At 47.0% G+C, this 347-nt stretch carries 1 protein-coding gene; it reads left to right on the top strand.

Annotated features, from left to right (window positions below):
• The coding region (locus QWI17_RS08790; RefSeq protein ID WP_302722148.1) for a hypothetical protein at window positions 1–210 on the top strand (210 nt) is incomplete at its 5' end.
• Window positions 211–347: the final 137 nt, after the last annotated feature.

Here is a 347-nt window from a genome sequence, read left to right as displayed (position 1 = left end):
CAGAGTGGTGATCTTGTGGGTCGTCCAGGATTACTTACTCCCTTTAAAACCCCCCTCTATGATGAAGAAGGTGATTGGGAAGGTATTCGCAATTTTCGACGCTTGAGGTTCGAAGTAGCCGCAAATAATGGCAATACATCACTATACATCACTTTAGCTACTTTAGCTACTTTAGCTACTTTAGCTAAAGGGGTCAGGCCTTACACTTGACACGCTGGTGAAGTGTGCTAGGTTGGAAGGGGTGTTCTGATTAATTTGGTGACTTTATGGCTCGCCCTCTACGTATTGAGTTTTCCGGCGCACCGAAACCCCCAATTTTGGCGACCCGCAGAGTGGTGATCTTGTGG

The sequence above is a fragment of the Gilvimarinus gilvus genome (assembly GCF_030518155.1).
In the GTDB taxonomy this organism is placed as follows: domain Bacteria; phylum Pseudomonadota; class Gammaproteobacteria; order Pseudomonadales; family Cellvibrionaceae; genus Gilvimarinus; species Gilvimarinus gilvus.
The sequence above is the reverse complement of the archived record's forward strand: the minus strand, read 5'-3'. Positions and strand labels throughout refer to the sequence as shown.